Below are 402 nucleotides of genomic sequence, written 5' to 3' on the forward strand. Positions count from 1 at the left end.
TACGAATCGGGCCTGGTGGACGTCGCCGAGGGGCCGCGCTGAGCGCCAAGTCCGCGGAGAGGGGCGCCGGGAGCCCGGGCGCACACCTCTGACCTGCCGGAACATCGCCGGAACACTGGAGGATTCACCCGTGCGCAAAGGGGCACGTCCATGGCACAGTGCGATCAGTCCAACCGCACGACCAGGGAGTCTCCATGAGCGACCCGCACTCCACGCAGCTCGCGGCCGCCCCCGGGTACCGGCCGCAGCCGCACCCGCTGAGCCCGGCGGGCACGTCGGGCCCGATGGGCCGGCCGGGTCCGCTGCCGTGCTGCCCGGTGTGCGAAGAAGTCCCGGAACGCATCTCCTGGCGTCAGCGTCCGGGGCAGCCGGTGGTCCTGGTCTTCGATCCCTGCGGGCACC

The 402-nt window shown here is 72.6% G+C and carries 1 protein-coding gene; it reads left to right on the forward strand.

What is annotated here, in order from left to right:
* Positions 1–194: 194 nt before the first annotated feature.
* On the forward strand, positions 195–402 hold a 208-nt coding region (locus tag G3I17_RS39455; RefSeq protein WP_164604534.1), incomplete at its 3' end, for a hypothetical protein.

Origin of the sequence: Streptomyces sp. SID13031 (assembly GCF_010548305.1) — a bacterium.
In the GTDB taxonomy this organism is placed as follows: Bacteria; Actinomycetota; Actinomycetes; order Propionibacteriales; family Kribbellaceae; genus Kribbella.